Here is a 227-nt window from a genome sequence, read left to right on the forward strand (position 1 = left end):
GGGTTGATCAGCTTGACGGTGATCGACACGTTGTCGCCTGGCATGACCATTTCCTTGCCTTCTGGCAACTCGATCGCGCCGGTCACGTCCGTCGTGCGGAAGTAGAACTGGGGACGGTAGTTGTTGAAGAAAGGCGTGTGGCGGCCGCCCTCGTCCTTGCTCAGAACGTAGATCTCGCCGGTGAAGTGCGTGTGCGGCTTGATGGAGCCGGGCTTGCACAGCACCTG

Annotated in this window: 1 pseudogene; it reads right to left on the reverse strand. The window is 60.4% G+C overall.

Annotation, left to right across the window (positions count from 1 at the left end):
• Positions 1-227: pseudogene (gene tuf, locus ACEN8I_RS24245) on the reverse strand (elongation factor Tu); the annotation flags it as partial.

Origin of the sequence: Polaromonas sp. CT11-55 (assembly GCF_047303325.1) — a bacterium.
Lineage (GTDB): Bacteria > Pseudomonadota > Gammaproteobacteria > Burkholderiales > Burkholderiaceae_C > Polaromonas.